Raw genomic sequence first — 15,844 nt, 5'->3', positions numbered from 1 at the left:
TGTAACATTTCTGTGCAGCTGTCCACTTTCTCCCGGCTGCTCAACTTGAATTTATATTGGTATTCTATCACAGCTTCTGCTATAATGAAAATACATATTTATCATACTTGCTATAAATATTATTTATGGAAGGAGCTTTTATGCAGGAAAATCTTTCACTATACCACATTTTTTATGCTACCGGCCGTACCGGAAATATTTCACAGGCAGCCAGGGAATTGTACATCAGCCAGCCCGCCATCAGCCATGCCATCAAAAAGCTGGAACAGAATCTGGATACCGTTCTTTTCAAACGTAATTCAAGAGGAGTGGAACTGACTGCAGACGGACAACTTCTTTACGAAAAAGTAAAAGAAGCTTTCTCTTTACTTGGAGAAGGAGAAGAATCCATCCTTCATAATCATTCCAGAGAGATCCCAAGGCTGCGGCTTGGAGCCAGCTCCACCTTGTGTAAATACGTACTTATGTCCTATCTTCAAAACTACATCTCTGTGAACCCTCAGGTACGTATTAATATTTCCTGCCAGTCCACTTATCAGACTCTGAAACTTCTGGATGACAACAAGATCGATCTTGGACTGATCGGCAGACCCCATAAGCTTACCGGTTATCATTTCCGTCCACTACTTGGTATCCAGGATACCTTTGTGGCAACCAGACAATATCTGAAAAACCAGCAGCAGCTTTTCCCTTCTGAACCTTTGATCCATACGGCAACGTTTATGATGCTGGATGAAGATAATATCACCCGCCAGTCAGTAAATTCCCTTTTAAAAGAAAACCGTATAGAATTAAGCCATATTCTGGAGGTAACATCTATGGATCTTCTGATCCAATTTGCAAAGATCGGGCTTGGGATTGCCTGTGTAATCCGGGAATTTGTAGAAGATGACCTGGCAAGCGGTGCTCTTGTGGAAGTACCTATGGGCTTTGCCTTTCCAGTACGGCAGATAGGATTTGTATGCAGAAAAAAAGAAGAAGAACTGCCTCTCCTTAGACAGTTCTTCCGGTAATTGAAATATAAGACAGGTAAAACCTGTTTTGTAAATAACGATTAGTTATTGATCAGCTTGTCCTCGCCATTCCAGCTGTAGAGTTTACGGATCTCCTCGCCAACCTTCTCTGACGGATGCTCTGCAGCTTTCTTTCTCATAGCTTTGAAGTGAACCTGACGGCCTGCCGGGCTCATATCAAGCAGGAATTCTTTTGCAAAAGTACCATCCTGGATATCGGAAAGGATCTTCTTCATAGCTTTCTTTGTATCTTCTGTGATCAGTTTTGGTCCTGTAATATAATCGCCATACTCTGCAGTATTGGAGATAGAATATCTCATACCTGCAAATCCGGACTGATAGATCAGGTCAACGATCAGTTTCATCTCATGGATACACTCAAAGTAAGCATTTCTCGGATCATATCCAGCCTCACAAAGAGTCTCAAATCCAGCCTGCATCAGGGCACATACACCGCCGCAAAGTACAGCCTGCTCACCAAACAGGTCTGTCTCTGTCTCTGTTCTGAAAGTAGTTTCAAGAACTCCGGCTCTTGCTCCACCGATACCAAGTGCATATGCAAGTGCCATATCAAGAGCTTTACCTGTGTAATCCTGCTCTACAGCTACCAGACACGGAACACCTTTACCAGCCTGATACTCACTTCTTACTGTATGGCCAGGTCCCTTAGGAGCGATCATGGTAACATCTACAAATTTCGGAGGCACGATACATCCAAAATGAATATTAAAGCCATGAGCAAACATCAGCATATTGCCTTCTTCCAGGTTCGGCTCAATGTCTCTCTTATACATATCTGCCTGCTTCTCATCATTGATCAGAATCATAATGATATCAGCCTGCTTTGCAGCCTCTGCTGCTGTGTATACTTTAAAGCCCTGCTCCTCTGCTTTCTTCCAGGAACGGCTTCCTTCATAAAGTCCGATGATCACGTCACATCCTGAATCCTTTAAGTTCAGTGCATGTGCATGACCCTGGCTGCCGTAACCAATGATTGCAATTTTTTTACCCTCAAGCAAAGAAAGGTTACAGTCTTCCTGATAAAAAATTCTTGCTGCCATTATTATTTCCTCCTACTGTTTGTCTATATATTGTTAAGAGTATGCCCAATACCCTGGGATACAGACATCTCCTAGCGAACTGCTTCTGTGGGCTTTCTCTGTTTAGAAGTAGCAAACTCCTCCGCTGCCTCTGGAAAGTCCTGTCACACCGGCTCTTGCCAGCTCCAGTATCTCATAGTCTCCCATAAGATCGATAAAGGCCTCCAGCTTACTCTTGCTTCCTGTCATTTCAACGACCAGAGAATCTCTGCTAACATCAACAATGCTTGCCCTGAAAATATTGGCCACTGAAATGATCCCATCACGCTGCTCCGGCTTCGCTGCAACTTTTACCAGCACTGTCTCACGAACAACGCTCTGCTGTGGATCCAGAACTTTAATATCCCTTACATCCACAAGCTTGGAAAGCTGATTCGTAATCTGACCCAGAATGGCATCATCACCACTGCATACTACTGTAATGCGTGTAAAATTCTCATCTGCTGTCACTCCTGCAGTAATGCTGTCTATATTATAGCCGCGGCGGCTGAACAGACCGGCGATCCGGCTCAGCACACCGGAAGTGTTGTCTACCAGCAAAGATAAAATTCTTTTCTGCAAAATCGACTCCCTCCCGCCACCTATAGGCTTTTTACTTTTTTATCATTATAGCAACAAAATTCTGTTTGTCAATGCGAAATGCCACTTTATTGCATTAATTCATTAAAAATTTTTAAATCCTGGCTCAAAAGTCAAATCAGGTACTTATCTCTAAGCTCTTCCACCGCTCTTGGAGTAAGATACAAGCCTCTTCTAAGGAAACGTTCCACAGTACCGTATTCCTGGCGGATGATCTGAAATACACGATCAATATAGGATTCCTTTACTCTGAAAAAGATACTCATATTCTCCGCAACCCTGGGGCTGTCCATGCCCATTGCTTCCAAATATAAAAGCATATACTGAAGCTCTGCTTCCAGATAGGCATTGGAACGCATGAAATCTTCTCTTACAGTGTCCTCCGGAATATCAAGGGCACAAAGCAAAAGAGCCGTGGCCACTCCTGCCCTGCCCGTGCCGTCCCAGCTGTGCCAGAGCACTGCCCCTTCTTTATGACGGATCAATACATCTAAAAATCTGGCATACTGATTCACAGAGTAACGGTCACGGATCAGATTCTCATACATCTGATCCATGTACTTTTCACCGTCTCCTTGGTAGGTCAAAAGCCGATTACAAACCCTGCCTTCTCCAAACAGCCCCAGATTCTCTTCATCCAAAATGGGAATGTGGTAATATTCCACACCTCGCAGGATCACATCCGGTTTTTCCTTTCGCTCAATATTGGAGCGGAAATCCACCACGGTTTTTACCCGATACTCTTCTGTAAGCAGCTGCTTATCAGCCTGTGAAGCATGATACAGTTCTCCGCTGCGCAGAAGCTTTCTTGGCAGGATATGCCGGCCATCCCTGGCAGTCAATGCCCCCAGATCCCTGGTATTGGGAAGGGACTGCAACGGAAGCCTGCCACCTCTTGGAAAGCCAACTGCCATCTCCGGGTTCAGAGCTTTCAGAAGGCGGAGACATTCCTGTACCTCTTTCTCTGTCATGTCAAACATATAACGTTTTTTACGCTTGGTAACAACAACCAGATAGTTGGAAATGATCTGTTTCACACTTCCTCCGGGGGAATCGTCTCCCTCCCGACGCATATAAGCCCACACAATGTCCTTACAGGGAAGGCTGTTCAGCATCATGTGGCGGCTGTATGCCAGATAACCATCTTCTATACGTATCTTACCGTATCTCATATATACAATCTTCCTCCATTTTGCTATACTCCGAAAGAATAACACATTCCGGAAAATTTGACAATTCCCACTGTAAGGCTATAATAAAACCACCACACATCTTACTACAGAAAGGAACAAATACTAAAATGGAAAATCTGATCTTTTGTCTTAATGCAACAATTCCTATCTTTCTCACTTTGATGCTGGGACTTTTTTTCAGAAAAGCCGGACTTTTTGATGAGTCTTTTGTAAGCAAAATGAACAAATTTGTTTTTAAAGCCGCCCTTCCTGCTCTTCTTTTCCAGGACATTGCAGATATGGACATCTACAGCGTATGGGACGGCAAGATGGTGCTTTTCTGTTTTTTTGCCACACTGATCAGCATCCTGATCTCAATAGGCTTTTCCTTTCTATTAAAACCCAGGGATATTCAAGGGGAATTTGTCCAGGCATCCTATCGGAGCAGTGCTGCTGTGCTTGGTATTGCCATTATCCAGAATATGTATGGAGATGCAGGAATGGCTCCCCTTATGATTGTTGCCAGCGTACCTCTTTATAACATTATGGCAGTCACTGTACTGTGTCTGTTCCGTCCTGGCAATTCAGGAATTTCCATGCCAGTGATCAAACGCACTCTGAAAGGGATTGCCACCAATCCCATAATCCTTGGGATCGTTGCCGGCTCCATCTGGTCCCTGCTCCGCCTTCCTATGCCTAAAATTCTCTCTACTACCGTTGGAAATCTGGCCAAAACTGCCACTCCTCTGGGACTGATGGCAATGGGCGGCGCACTTGAATTCAGAAAAGCCTTTTCCAGGATCCGTGCAGTACTTGCCTGCACATTTTTGAAGCTGGTTGGATATACAGCACTTTTCCTGCCGGCAGCCATGCATTTCGGTTTTACTAAAGACAAACTGGCGGCCATTCTGATCATGCTTGGATCTGCAACTACTATCAGCTGTTATATTATGGCGAAAAATACGGATTATGAAGGTTCCTTTACCTCAGGTGTAGTTATGCTTACCACCTTGCTAAGTTCCTTTACCCTTACCGGCTGGCTGTTCCTGTGCCGTTCCCTGGGTATGCTTTAATTCTTTCCCGAATGCCTGTTATGCATATTTTCTTATAATCTCATAAAGGGTCTGCACACTAGGAAGAAGGATCCTTTCATCGATCTGAAACTTCGGATGATGAAATGGATGCTCCTCTCCGGGAACTGCTGCAAGAAAAACGCAGAATAGTCCCTTTGTCTGTTGATAATACCGATATGCATTATCTCCTGTAAGAAAAAGTTCATCTTCTCCCTCCAGCAGAAAATGGGATCCGAATATTGTTCTTCCTGTGTCTGCTGCTATGGCAGTAAGAGTAGGGTCATTGGCAAAGGGTAGCACCGGATCTTTTGGGAAGCTTAAACATACCTGTGCCCCGGTTACTTCTTCCACCTTATGGAAGGCCTGCTCCAGGGCCTTTTTTAATTGTTCAAAATCCTCTCTATAGCAGGCTCTGATATTTCCCACCAGCTTCACCTGATCTGAAATAATATTAGGATATTCCCCGCCATGTATGGTGCCGATCCCGGCAACATGAGGTCCTTTTCCCACATAATCGCGACTGATCTCATGAACCTTCTGGACGACAAGACCAGCTGCATAAATACTGTCAATCCCTTTTTCCGCCTGACACCAGTGACTGGACTTTCCTTTTATCAGAATTTCCATTTTGCCGATCATAGCGGAGGCCTGCCCTTTGTGGACTGCCATACCAAGGGGCTGGTCACAGGCATAATGGAACATTAAAAATCCGTCAGCTTTCCTGCCCTTATCCTTGTCAAGAGCTCCCCCTTCCAGCATCCGTACCGTACCCTCTCCAATCTCTTCTGCCGGCTCAAACAAGAAGCGGACAGCCACAGGAAAATCCTTTTGCCCGGAAAGGATCTTTGCCAGAGTCAAAGCCACTGCCAGTATCCCATCGTGACCACAGGCGTGCATACAGCCTTTATTCCTGGATGCATAGGCCAGACCTGTACACTCCTGCACAGGGAGTGCATCCATTTCTGCCCGCAGAACCACCATTTTTTCTCTGTTTTTCATACAGGGATGCTCTGCGATCAAACCTGTAGGCGGCACATGCCTGACCTGATACCCCAGTTCTTCCAGATATTTCTGTATAAATGCAGAAGTTTGGAACTCCTGCAAAGCAAGCTCCGGATACTGATGGAAGTGCCGCCGAAGACGGATCACTTCCTCCTCATATTGTGAAAACTCTGTTTTTTTCAACTGAAAAACTCCTCCGCTGCCTGGATCAGATAAGTAGTATCTTTCACCCCTGCTGTCTCAAAGCAGGAATGCATGGCAAGCTGCGGCAGCCCGATATCTACCGTATTGAGTGCTGCTTGATTATTGGAAATATTGCCTAATGTGGAACCTCCTGCAATATCAGAACGATTCACAAAGATCTGATAAGGCACCTGTGCCTGCTGGCAAAGATCCTTAAACACAGCGCCTGTAAGACCATCTGTGCAGTATTTCTGGTTTGCATTATATTTCACTACAATTCCTCCATTGATCACTGGACGATTCACAGGATCTGCTTTTTCAGCATAATTTGGATGAAGCGCATGGGCATTATCAGCAGAGATCATAAAGCTTCCAGCCATTGCAGCCAAATATTCTTCATAGCTTTTTCCAAAGCCCAGATAAATGCGAAGGAGACAATCCTTCAAAAAGGTAGAAGCTGCCCCCTGCTTGGTACTGCTGCCAACTTCCTCATTGTCCAGCACACAGTGGACACAGATGGAATTTTCTTTTTTGCCCTTCAGAAAGCCCTCCAGGGAGGCAAAAGCACACTGCAGATCATCCAGCCTTGGAGCGGAAACAAATTCCTCTTCAGATCCCCAGATACTGCCCTCAGTTCTTGGGTATAGAAACAGATCATGACCAAGAATGTCTTTTTCTTTTACACCTGCTGCCTGCGCGATCCGCTTCATAAAGCTGCCCTTTGCATCTCCAAGTCCGTATAAGGGCAAAAGATCCTTCTGTGCATTATATTTGTATCCATTATTGGCTTCTCTGTTCATATGTATTGCAAGACTGGGAATCAAAGCCATATCCTCATTCATATCCACCAGGATCTGCCGGATCTCCCCCTTTTCCCTGGCGATCACACGTCCTGCCACAGAAAGAGGCCTGTCAAACCAGGGTGCCATCAGCATTCCTCCATAGGGTTCCACATTCAGGCGCACATACATTCCTTCTACATTTATCTCCGGATTCTCTTTGATCTTTAATGCAGGAGAATCACTGTGGCTTGCCAGTATGTGAAAATGGTCTGCCCCTTCTTCCGGTATGGAAAAAGCAGCCAGTGCGGAATGATTCCTTGTTGTAAAATATCTGCCGCCCGGATGGATGTCCCAGCATTCCTTTTCAGACAATTCTGTAAAGCCCTTTTTCAAAAGGCGTTTCTTCATCTGTTCCACTGCCTGAAATGCAGAAGGGCTTTTCTTTATAAATTCAAGTAACTTTTCAGCATTTTTTCTGTACATATCTAAAATCTCCTCATCCGTATGATATCCTGATTATACGCTACATTCCATTTGGCCGCAACCGGAAGGATACAGCACTTAATGTGCCTATTACATAAAAAAGCTGCTGTACCTCCTGAGTACAACAGCCTGTCCGTCAGTCTTTTATGATCAGTGCCATAAAAACAAGATCTGTATTACCTGTATTTGATAATCCGTGACCTTTGCCTGATGAAGTATAGGTAATATCCCCGGCACTCACCGGACGATATGCCCCATTATCATTATACTCTCCCTGACCTGCAAGAATATAATAGGTCTCACTTTCCCCATGATGCTCATGATAACCAAGCGAGCATCCCGGCTCCAGTGTTACTTCTGCATACAGACCGCATTTCCCTGCAAGATATGGCTCTTCCAGGATCTCCTTAATGATCACATGGCCATTTCCTTCGCACATATGCTCAATACGGCTTACCTTCATAATGAAACCTCCTTTTCAATTCTGCTGATCGCCTCCAGCGTATTCTCATAGGTACCAAACGCAGTAAGCCGAAAATATCCTTCGCCTTGAGCACCAAAGCCGGAACCAGGAGTTCCTACTACATTTGCTTTTTCCAGCAGATAATCAAAAAACTCCCAGGATGTCATTTTCCCTGGTGTTTTCAGCCAGATATACGGAGCGTTCACACCACCTGAAACGGAAAAGCCTGCATTTGCAAGAGATTCCCGGATCGTTTTAGCATTCCTCATATAATAGCCTACCTGCTCCTTTAACTGCGCCTTGCCTTCCGTAGAATATACAGCTTCCCCTGCACGCTGTACGATGTAAGGAGCACCATTAAACTTAGTGCCATGACGTCTTGCCCACAGATCATGAAGTGCCACACCATCACGGACCAGTTCCTTTGGAATTACGGTAAAGCCAAGCCGCACACCTGTAAAACCTGCATTCTTGGAAAAGCTACGAAGCTCGATAGCACAGGTCCTTGCACCTTCACACTCATAAATAGTATGTGGTACATTCTCTTCAGAAATATATGCTTCATAGGCTGCATCATAAATGATCACGCAGCCGTTTTTGTTGGCATAATCCACCCATTGCTGAAGTCCCTCTTTTGTAATGGCACCACCTGTGGGGTTATTAGGGAAACAAAGATAGATCAGATCCGGCACTTCTTCCGGCAACTCCGGCAGGAAGCCATTCTCTTCCCTGCAGGGCATGTAGATCACCCCGTCAAAATTCTCACGCTGTGTATTGTAAAAACCTGTACGTCCTGCCATAACATTAGTATCCACGTACACCGGATAAACCGGGTCGCAGACTGCCACCTTATTATCCAGTCCGAAAATCTCCTGGATATTTCCTGAGTCACTTTTGGCTCCATCGGAAACAAAAATCTCATCAGCACAGATCTGACACCCTCTATCCTGATAATCGTTTTTTGCAATGGCATTCCTCAGAAAATCATAGCCAAGATCCGGTGCATAGCCGCGAAAAGTCTCTGCATGAGCCATCTCCTCCACGGCCTTATGAAGGGAATCGATAATCGCCGGTACCAAAGGCTGGGTCACATCTCCAATCCCAAGACTTATGATTCTTGCATCTGTATGCTCTGCCTGATATGCTTTTACTTTCTTACCGATGGTTGAAAAAAGATAACTGCCCGGTAATTTAAGATAATTGTGATTTACTGTTACCATAAATATCTCCTGCCTGCCAGAAGCCTGCTGCTATATGGCATCCTGGCTTGTTTTAATTTTATTTTCGTTTGCTGATCTCATCAGCAAGAGCCTCCCGAACACCTGCCGGATTTGCTTTTCCCTTTAATTCTTTCATGATCAGTCCTACAAAGTAGCCCATAACCTTATCCTTACCTTCAAGAAGCTGGGCAAGAGGTTCCGGATTCTCATCCAGGATCCTGGTCACAGTACTTTTAAGCAGGCCTGTATCTTCAACAATTTTCAGACCTTTCTCTTCAATGTATACCACAGGATCAATATCCTGGTCAAACACTTTTTCAAATACCCTTTTTGCATTCTGGGCACTAACCTGTTTTTTTTCTACCATATCCAGCAGATCTGCAAGATGCTTTGCACTAAAATGTACCTTTTCCGGCTCCATTCCCTTTTCTTTTACAAGACGAAGCACCTCACCCATAAACCAGTTTGCTGTTTTTTTCGGATTCCCGGACAGCGTGGCTGTTTCTTCAAACAAATCCGCAAGATGCCTGGATTCTGTAAGGATTTCCGCATCATAAGCTGGAAGCCCGTATTCCTTTTGATAACGCTGCTGCTTTTCTTCACGGAATTCCGGAAGCTGTGCCTTCGTATCCTGGATCCACTGGTCTGAAATATGAATGGGTGGAAGATCCGGATCTGGAAAATACCGATAATCCTTTGCATCTTCCTTAGAACGCATAGCATGGGAAGATTCTTTGTTATCATCCCATCTTCTTGTTTCCTGCACTACCGGTCTTCCCATTTCAAGAAGCTCGATCTGGCGCTCCCGTTCCCCTTCAATCGCTCTTGCAATTGCTTTAAAAGAGTTCAGGTTCTTCATCTCTGTTCTTGTTCCAAATGTGTCTGAACCCACCTGGCGGATAGAAAGGTTTACATCTGCACGCATAGATCCTTCCTGCAGCTTACAATCAGAAACGCCCAGGTACTGCATAGTGCAGCGCAGCTTTTCCAGGTATGCGATCACTTCTTCTGCGCTTCTCATATCCGGCTCAGAAACAATCTCGATCAGAGGCACGCCACTTCGGTTGTAATCTACAAGAGAACAGTCTTCCCATTCATCATGGATCAGTTTTCCTGCGTCCTCTTCCATGTGCATTTCATGAATACGGATTTTCTTTTTGCCTGCAGAAGTCTGGATCTCTACCCAGCCATCATGACAGATTGGCAGATACAGCTGGGAAATCTGATAGTTCTGAGGGTTATCCGGATAGAAATAATTCTTTCTGTCAAATTTGCAATACTGATTAATGTGGCAATTAGTTGCAAGCCCGGCTTTTAATGCAAATTCAACTACTTTTTTATTCAATACAGGAAGAGAGCCTGGCATACCGGTACATACCGGACAAGTGTGTGTATTTGGTGCTCCTCCAAATGCGGTAGAACAACCGCAGAATATTTTTGTTCTGGTAGCAAGCTCTACATGAACCTCCAAACCGATCACTGTTTCATACTGTTTCATGCTCTGGCACCTCCTTCTTCCGGAGTTCCAAAATCTCCTCTTGCCTGCTCATATGCATGTGCTGCGCGCAGGATCTTCTTCTCCATAAAGCAGTCACCGATCATCTGTACGCCGATAGGCAGCCCTGTATGGTCCTTGCCGCAAGGAACGGAAATCCCAGGCAATCCGCACAGATTGACTGCAACTGTATAAATATCTCCAAGATACATAGCCAGCGGATCCTTCAGGCTTTCTCCGATCTTTGGTGCTGTATAAGGCGCTGCCGGGGCAAGAAGAACATCATATTTTTCAAATGCCTGGTTAAACTCCTGCTTGATCAAAGCTTTTGTACGCAAAGCCTTCAGATAATATGCATCGTAATATCCGGAGCTAAGTACAAAGGAGCCAAGCATAATACGTCTTTTTACTTCTTCTCCAAAACCTTCTGTTCTGGAACGCTTGTACATATCATGAAGACCTTCATATTCTTTTGCCCTGTATCCATATTTCACCCCATCAAAGCGCTCCAGGTTGGAGCTGGCTTCTGCACTGGCAATGATATAATAAGCAGGGATCATATATTCCATTGTTTTTACTGAGAAAAACTCAACGATTGCCCCAAGCTCTGTAAGTGTTTTCAGCACTTCCATAAAAGCAGCCTTTACTTCCGGATCAATTCCCTCTGCCAGATATTCTTTGGGAACACCAAATTTCATACCTGTGATCTTTCCATTTAAAGCTTCCATAAAATTAAGATCTTCTCTTTTTTGGGATGTACTGTCCTTAGGATCATGACCTGCAATCACCTGAAGAAGTGCTGCACAGTCTGCTACATCCTTTCCTACAGGTCCGATCTGATCCAGGGAAGATGCGTAAGCGATCAGTCCATATCTTGAAACTGTACCATAGGTCGGTTTCAGGCCTGTTACTCCACAAAAAGAGCTGGGCTGACGGATCGAACCACCGGTATCTGAGCCCAATGCCATGTACGCTTCTCCTGCTGCTACCGCTGCACAGGAGCCGCCGGAAGAACCACCGGGTACATGCTCCAGATTCCATGGGTTTCTTGTGATTCCGTAAGCAGATGTTTCTGTGGTACTTCCCATAGCAAACTCATCCATATTTGTTTTTCCGATAATGATCATCCCTGCCTTTTCCAGCCGATCGATCACCTCTGCCTGGTACTGAGGCTCAAAGCCTTCAAGAATCTTTGAAGCACAGGTAGCAGGCTTGCCCTGTACACAGATATTATCCTTTACCGCAATAGGCACACCAGCAAGCGGGCCTGTATAAGTGCCGTCTGCAATTCCTTTTTCTACCTGTTTTGCTCTCGTATATGCTTCTTTTTTATATAAATCCAGATACGCATGTACTCTGTCTTCTTTTTTCTCGATCTGGTCAAACACAGTCTTTACACCATCAACCACACTGATCTGATGCTGTTTGATCTTTTCCGCCAGAGCCAGCGCTGTCATTTTTTCCAAATCCATGGTTTTCTCTCCTATCCTATGGTCTTGGGCACCTGATATTGTCCATCCTTTGCTTTTGGTGCATTCTTCAGCATTGCCACGCTTTCATCTCCATTTGTCACCACATCCTCACGGAATACATTAGCATTCCCGAAAATATGAGACAGTGGTACCACACCAGATGTATCCAGTTCATCCAGCTTTTCAACATAATCCAGCATTTTCTGCATATCAGCCTTAGCCTTTTCTCTTTCCTGTCCGGAAAGGGACAGCTTTGCCAGAATGCATACATTTTCCATTGTTTCATCATCTATGATCTTTGCCATTTTTCCATCTCCTCTTATGGCTCCAGCCTGTTCATATCTCTTGGGAACAGGCATGTTTCACGTACATTATCCTCTCCCAGCAGCTGCATGGTAAGACGTTCCAGACCGATTCCCAATCCACCATGTGGCGGCATTCCATGTTTGAAGGTATCCAGATACTCCTCCATTCCTTCGGTTTCCATACCTCGTGCGGCTAACTTATCACACAGTGCCTGGTAATCATGGATACGCTGCCCTCCTGTGGTGATCTCCAGGCCATGGAACAGAAGATCAAAGCTTAAGGTATACCTGGTACCTTCCGGATCATCCATAGCATAGAAAGGACGTTTTTTAGAAGGATAATGGGTTACAAATACAAAATCCGCATCATATTCTTCTTTAAAGTAACGGCCGATCAAGGCTTCTTCTTCAGGCTCCAGGTCAAATGGATTACGGATCTGACGTTTGTACTTTTCGGACACCAGTTGTTTTGCTTCATCAAAACGTACCTGTGGAATCCTGGACACATCCGGAAGCTGAACTTTCAGCATTTCCAGTTCCTTAGCATAATCCTTTTTCAGAAGCTCCATAGCATACTGAAGATATCCTGTCTCCATGGCCATGATCTCCTGAAAACAGTCAATATATCCCATTTCAAAATCAAGGCTTGTATATTCATTCAGGTGACGTTTGGTATTATGCTTTTCTGCACGGAACACAGGCCCCGTTTCAAACACACGGTCAAATACGCCAACCATCATCTGTTTGTAAAACTGCGGGCTTTGTGCAAGAACAGCAGGCTTATGGAAATAACTGAGTTTGAACATATTTGCACCACCTTCAGCTCCTCTGGAACCGATCTTTGGTGTGTGTATCTCTGTAAATCCCTGTTCATAAAGATAATCTCGAAAAGCCCTTGTAAGACCTTCCTGGATCCTGAATTTTGCCCTTTCCTGAAGGTTACGAAGAGAAATGGAACGGAAGTTCAGCTTTGCTTCCAGAGAAGTATTCAGCTTCCATTTATCAATTGCCAGAGGAAGAGGTTCTGCCGGTGATGACAATACTTCCAGATTTGAGATCAGAAGCTCTCTGCCCTGTGGTGCACGCTCCTCCTGGCTGACAGTTCCTGTCACTCTTACGGTCATGGCTTCTTTCAGATCACGGACAGAAACATTTGCTTTTCCCTCTTCCAGCACCGTCTGAAAAAGCCCTTCTTTTTTTCTTAAGATTACGAATGCAATTTCACCCATATTTCGGATACTGTGAATCGCACCTGCCACACAAGCCTGCTGATTCAGGATGTGGTCACTTAAAAGTTCTTCAAAGCTGCATTCTTTCTTTTCCCATTTACCATCCAAAAATTTCATTTCCTCATCCTCCATATTCACAGTGAATTGCTGCCCTTTCAGGCATTTTCTTAAACTTTATACTTCATCATATAAGAGCATTAGCACCATCTGTGCTGTTTCTACCATATTAGTACCGGAATCCATACTGCATTTCTGTATATAACGGTATGCATCCTCTTCATTCAGATGATTTCGCTCCATTAATAAAAATTTTGCATTAGATATATAATTCTGTTCTTTCCAGCTACGGGGCTTTGGCCGTTTCTTGTCTTTTTTCCATCGTCTTTCCAGCTGTGAAAGTACCATATCAACTGTATTTACCAGATCACTGGCTTTCATAGGCATTTCCACAGATAAGACGGAAGATGGCGCCTCTCCGATCACTCTGGCTGATGCAAGCAGCAACAGCTGAAAATAGGAAGGCAGATATTCCAATATATCCCGGTAATACATATCCGGCAAATGGTAGCCACAGATTAGGACTCCCCCATCTAGTTCAGACATGCTTGCCAAAGCACCTGCACCTGTGCTGCACACTGAAGCCACAGAAAAACCATACCGGATCAGGATCGCCCGTATTTTTTTCGCATCTTCGATCTTAGGCAGCGCAATTACAATGCTGCTATTCATACGTACCCGCCACTCTCTTTCGTCTTTGTTATACAAACCTTCACGCTGGTATTTCGTATTCCTGCTTCATATTCTTAAATACGATACAGATATTCTTCAATCTCCCATTGTGTCACCTGTCTTGTATAACGAAGCCATTCCTTCTTCTTTGCAGCGGTATATTCCTCACAAAATTCCTTGCCAAGAATCTCTTTCATCCACTGGCTGTTCTCAAATTCTTCTACAGCTTCACAAAGATTCTCCGGAAGATTTCCTATATTCATTGCTTTCTGATCAGATTCAGACATGGAACGATTGGAAGACTTTGTAGGATAGGTCTTCTTTTCAATTCCATCCAGTCCTGCAGCCAGACAGCAGGCAAATACAAGATATGGATTGGCTGCCGCATCCGGGCTTCTCAACTCGATCCCTGTATGTTCTCCTCTGGCACCTGGAATCCTGATAAGGGAATTCTGATTGTTTGTAGTCCAGGTAAGCTCTGTAGGTGCCTCATATCCTGGCACCAGACGCTTATAAGAATTCACCACTGGATTGGTGATCACAGCCATTTCCCTGCTGTGAGCCAAAAGGCCGCCAACAAAGTAATACGCATCCTCACTTAACTCCTGTGGATTCTTTGGATCTACAAAAATATTTCTGCCCTCTTTAAATAAAGAAAACCGAATATGCATGCCGGATCCATTAGCATCCACTTTAGGTTTTGGCATAAAGGTAGCATGAAGCCCATGACGCTTTGCAATGGTCCGCACTGCCATTTTAAAGGTCATAATGTGGTCAGCCATTTTACGGATCTCATCACATCTGAAGTCGATCTCATGCTGTGCCGGTGCAGTCTCATGATGGGAGGATTCGATCTCCATGCCCATATCCTCCAGATTCAGCACCATATCTCTTCTTGCATTCTCTCCCAGATCCACAGGACTGATATCCAGATAACCTGCCTTCTCATGAGTCAGTGTGGTAGGTACTCCATTATCGTCTGTATGGAACAGGAAAAATTCACATTCCGGGTCAATATAGCAGGTATAGCCCTTCTGCTCTGCCATTGCAGCTGTTCTTTCTAATATATATCTGGAGCTGCGTTCATTTGGCTTTCCGTCCGGTGTATAAATATCGCACAACAGTCTGGCAACCTTTCCCTGCTGGGGGCGCCATGGGAGGATAGTAAAGGTGTCAAGATCCGGATAAAGATACATATCCGGTTCTTTTTCTCCTGCGATCCCTGCAATAAAAGATCCATCTACCACGCATTCATTATTTAATGCCCTTGGAAGCTCTCTTGCGGTTATGGCTATATTTTTCAATGTTCCAAACATATCCGTAAACTGCAATCGGATAAACTCTACATCTTCATCCTCCGCCATCTGTAAAACTTCTTCTCGTGTATAATTCCCCATCTCATTCTCTCCTTTATAATAAAAAAGAGCATACTTCATACAACATCTGTATGAAGAACGCCCTTGTTCATGTTGAACATTATAGCAACGGCATTATTTGTTGTCAACTCCTTTATCACTGTGAATCAAAAAAAATACAGCCACAAA

At 44.5% G+C, this 15,844-nt stretch carries 15 protein-coding genes; 2 read left to right on the top strand and 13 right to left on the bottom strand.

What is annotated here, in order from left to right; translation table 11 throughout:
* Nucleotides 1-140: 140 nt before the first annotated feature.
* Nucleotides 141-1,013 carry a LysR family transcriptional regulator gene (locus OCV61_RS01475; protein WP_158420304.1) on the top strand — a complete coding sequence of 291 codons (873 nt, stop codon included), beginning with the start codon at nt 141-143 and terminating at the stop codon, nt 1,011-1,013.
* 41 nt (nt 1,014-1,054) lie between these two features.
* Here the strand turns inward: OCV61_RS01475 and ilvC are convergent, their stop codons facing one another.
* From ilvC to OCV61_RS01460, 3 genes are all read right to left on the bottom strand, one after another.
* Nucleotides 1,055-2,074 (bottom strand): ketol-acid reductoisomerase, encoded by a 1,020-nt coding sequence (ilvC, locus tag OCV61_RS01470; protein WP_158420303.1) that lies wholly within the window; start codon nt 2,072-2,074, stop codon nt 1,055-1,057.
* Between the two features lie 102 nt (nt 2,075-2,176).
* The gene (ilvN, locus tag OCV61_RS01465) at nt 2,177-2,674 is read right to left on the bottom strand and encodes an acetolactate synthase small subunit (protein ID WP_158420302.1); all 498 of its coding nucleotides are present in this window, start codon (nt 2,672-2,674) and stop codon (nt 2,177-2,179) included.
* 131 nt (nt 2,675-2,805) lie between these two features.
* Nucleotides 2,806-3,864, bottom strand: a complete 1,059-nt coding sequence (locus OCV61_RS01460) for a tyrosine-protein phosphatase (protein ID WP_158420301.1) — start codon at nt 3,862-3,864, stop codon at nt 2,806-2,808.
* Nucleotides 3,865-3,992: 128 nt separating this feature from the next.
* Here OCV61_RS01460 and OCV61_RS01455 point away from each other — a divergent pair, with 128 nt between their 5' ends.
* On the top strand, nt 3,993-4,937 hold the full coding sequence (locus OCV61_RS01455) for an AEC family transporter (RefSeq protein WP_158420300.1): 945 nt from the start codon (nt 3,993-3,995) through the stop codon (nt 4,935-4,937).
* An 18-nt stretch (nt 4,938-4,955) separates the two neighbouring features.
* Here OCV61_RS01455 and OCV61_RS01450 read toward each other — a convergent pair whose 3' ends face one another.
* The 10 genes from OCV61_RS01450 to OCV61_RS01405 form a co-directional block, all read right to left on the bottom strand.
* Nucleotides 4,956-6,122 carry a M20 metallopeptidase family protein gene (locus OCV61_RS01450; protein WP_158420299.1) on the bottom strand — a complete coding sequence of 389 codons (1,167 nt, stop codon included), beginning with the start codon at nt 6,120-6,122 and terminating at the stop codon, nt 4,956-4,958.
* A complete protein-coding gene (locus tag OCV61_RS01445) occupies nt 6,119-7,387 on the bottom strand; it encodes a M18 family aminopeptidase (RefSeq protein WP_158420298.1) in 1,269 nt (422 codons plus the stop codon). The genes OCV61_RS01450 and OCV61_RS01445 overlap by 4 nt, the downstream gene beginning before the upstream one ends.
* Nucleotides 7,388-7,523: 136 nt before the next feature.
* A complete protein-coding gene (locus tag OCV61_RS01440; protein WP_158420297.1) occupies nt 7,524-7,850 on the bottom strand; it encodes a cupin domain-containing protein in 327 nt (108 codons plus the stop codon).
* Nucleotides 7,847-9,070: an LL-diaminopimelate aminotransferase gene (locus OCV61_RS01435; protein WP_158420296.1), complete on the bottom strand. Its 1,224-nt coding sequence runs from the start codon at nt 9,068-9,070 to the stop codon at nt 7,847-7,849. Before OCV61_RS01435 ends, OCV61_RS01440 begins: the two co-directional genes overlap by 4 nt.
* A 58-nt stretch (nt 9,071-9,128) precedes the next feature.
* A complete protein-coding gene (gatB, locus tag OCV61_RS01430) occupies nt 9,129-10,568 on the bottom strand; it encodes an Asp-tRNA(Asn)/Glu-tRNA(Gln) amidotransferase subunit GatB (RefSeq protein ID WP_158420295.1) in 1,440 nt (479 codons plus the stop codon).
* On the bottom strand, nt 10,565-12,037 hold the full coding sequence (gene gatA, locus OCV61_RS01425) for an Asp-tRNA(Asn)/Glu-tRNA(Gln) amidotransferase subunit GatA (protein ID WP_158420294.1): 1,473 nt from the start codon (nt 12,035-12,037) through the stop codon (nt 10,565-10,567). The genes gatB and gatA overlap by 4 nt, the downstream gene beginning before the upstream one ends.
* Before the next feature lie 11 nt (nt 12,038-12,048).
* Entirely contained in the window at nt 12,049-12,342 is a 294-nt protein-coding gene (gatC, locus tag OCV61_RS01420) for an Asp-tRNA(Asn)/Glu-tRNA(Gln) amidotransferase subunit GatC (protein ID WP_158420293.1), read from the bottom strand.
* A 14-nt stretch (nt 12,343-12,356) separates the two neighbouring features.
* Nucleotides 12,357-13,688 carry an aspartate--tRNA(Asn) ligase gene (aspS, locus tag OCV61_RS01415; RefSeq protein WP_158420292.1) on the bottom strand — a complete coding sequence of 444 codons (1,332 nt, stop codon included), beginning with the start codon at nt 13,686-13,688 and terminating at the stop codon, nt 12,357-12,359.
* Nucleotides 13,689-13,745: 57 nt separating this feature from the next.
* Nucleotides 13,746-14,300 carry an ANTAR domain-containing response regulator gene (locus tag OCV61_RS01410; RefSeq protein WP_158420373.1) on the bottom strand — a complete coding sequence of 185 codons (555 nt, stop codon included), beginning with the start codon at nt 14,298-14,300 and terminating at the stop codon, nt 13,746-13,748.
* A 74-nt stretch (nt 14,301-14,374) separates the two neighbouring features.
* A complete protein-coding gene (locus OCV61_RS01405) occupies nt 14,375-15,697 on the bottom strand; it encodes a glutamine synthetase family protein (protein ID WP_158420291.1) in 1,323 nt (440 codons plus the stop codon).
* Nucleotides 15,698-15,844 lie beyond the last annotated feature (147 nt).

Source organism: Blautia ammoniilytica, from assembly GCF_025566965.1.
Classification (GTDB): domain Bacteria; phylum Bacillota; class Clostridia; order Lachnospirales; family Lachnospiraceae; genus Blautia_A; species Blautia_A ammoniilytica.
The sequence above is the reverse complement of the archived record's forward strand: the minus strand, read 5'-3'. Positions and strand labels throughout refer to the sequence as shown.

Coding starts and splice junctions, on each gene's coding strand:
- gatA (WP_158420294.1), bottom strand. CDS start 12,037: ATGGATTTGGAAAAAATGACAGCGCTGGCTCTGGCGGAAAAGATCAAA.
- gatC (WP_158420293.1), bottom strand. CDS start 12,342: ATGGCAAAGATCATAGATGATGAAACAATGGAAAATGTATGCATTCTG.
- OCV61_RS01460 (WP_158420301.1), bottom strand. CDS start 3,864: ATGAGATACGGTAAGATACGTATAGAAGATGGTTATCTGGCATACAGC.
- ilvC (WP_158420303.1), bottom strand. CDS start 2,074: ATGGCAGCAAGAATTTTTTATCAGGAAGACTGTAACCTTTCTTTGCTT.
- OCV61_RS01405 (WP_158420291.1), bottom strand. CDS start 15,697: ATGGGGAATTATACACGAGAAGAAGTTTTACAGATGGCGGAGGATGAA.
- OCV61_RS01440 (WP_158420297.1), bottom strand. CDS start 7,850: ATGAAGGTAAGCCGTATTGAGCATATGTGCGAAGGAAATGGCCATGTG.
- OCV61_RS01475 (WP_158420304.1), top strand. CDS start 141: ATGCAGGAAAATCTTTCACTATACCACATTTTTTATGCTACCGGCCGT.
- aspS (WP_158420292.1), bottom strand. CDS start 13,688: ATGAAATTTTTGGATGGTAAATGGGAAAAGAAAGAATGCAGCTTTGAA.
- OCV61_RS01455 (WP_158420300.1), top strand. CDS start 3,993: ATGGAAAATCTGATCTTTTGTCTTAATGCAACAATTCCTATCTTTCTC.
- OCV61_RS01410 (WP_158420373.1), bottom strand. CDS start 14,300: ATGAATAGCAGCATTGTAATTGCGCTGCCTAAGATCGAAGATGCGAAA.
- OCV61_RS01435 (WP_158420296.1), bottom strand. CDS start 9,070: ATGGTAACAGTAAATCACAATTATCTTAAATTACCGGGCAGTTATCTT.
- OCV61_RS01445 (WP_158420298.1), bottom strand. CDS start 7,387: ATGTACAGAAAAAATGCTGAAAAGTTACTTGAATTTATAAAGAAAAGC.
- gatB (WP_158420295.1), bottom strand. CDS start 10,568: ATGAAACAGTATGAAACAGTGATCGGTTTGGAGGTTCATGTAGAGCTT.